The 954-nt window shown below is 71.0% G+C and carries 1 protein-coding gene; it reads left to right on the plus strand.

Annotation, left to right across the window (positions count from 1 at the left end):
- The first annotated feature begins 199 nt into the window (after positions 1-199).
- A complete protein-coding gene (locus tag GJ693_RS16245; protein WP_156257254.1) occupies positions 200-781 on the plus strand; it encodes a shikimate kinase in 582 nt (193 codons plus the stop codon).
- Positions 782-954 lie beyond the last annotated feature (173 nt).

Genomic DNA, 954 nt, shown 5'->3' on the forward strand with positions numbered 1-954 from the left:
GGGCGCGGCGGCCGGGGCCGGGGCTGGCGTTTCAAAGCCGGGGGGCAGCAGCGATTTGGGCGCCTCGCGCTTGGCCGGCGGTTCCTGCCCGCCAACGGGCGCGGCCAGCGCCAGGCCAATGGCCACCATGGCGACCGATCCGCCCAACAACGCGCGCTTGCTTGCCCATCCCATGCGCCGGTGTATAGCGGGCAGCGCAATGGACGGCGACCCGAAAAACCAGGATGAAGCCGAACGGCTGGCGCTGGCCGCGCGCCGGCCGGTCACGCTTGTCGGCCTGATGGGCGCCGGCAAGTCGAGCATCGGCAAGCGCCTTGCCGCGCGGCTGGGCCTGCCCTTCGTCGATGCCGATACCGAGATCGAGGAAGCCGCCGGCATGACCATTTCGGAGATGTTCGAGCGCTTTGGCGAAGCCCATTTCCGCGATGGCGAGCGCCGGGTGATCGCCCGGCTGATCGACGGCACCCCTAAGGTGATCGCGACGGGCGGCGGCGCCTTCATGAACGACGACACCCGCGCCCTGATCCGCGAGCGCACAGTGAGTGTGTGGCTGGACGCCGATGTCGCCACGCTCGTTGATCGCGTGCGCCGGCGCGGCACAAGGCCACTCTTGAAAGACAAGGACCCCGGCGAGGTGCTGATGGCGCTCGCCGCGGTGCGCAACCCGGTCTATGCGCAGGCCCAGATCCGCATCGCCAGCAAGGCCGGCCCACACCATGAAACGGTGGACGCCATCGTGGCCGCACTGGCCGCCGCCAATGCCGGAGACAGCCCGACATGATCGTTGATGTTGCGCTGGGCGATCGGTCCTACCCCATCCACATCGCGCCTGGCCTGCTGGCGGCCGCCGCCCCGGTGCTGGAGCCGTTCGCGCGCGGTGGCCGCCTGGTGGTGGTGACCGACGCGACCGTGGCGGCCCTGCACCTCGACACGCTGGCCGCCGGCCTGCCCGGC

The organism is Sandarakinorhabdus oryzae (assembly GCF_009733735.1).
Lineage (GTDB): Bacteria > Pseudomonadota > Alphaproteobacteria > Sphingomonadales > Sphingomonadaceae > Sandarakinorhabdus > Sandarakinorhabdus oryzae.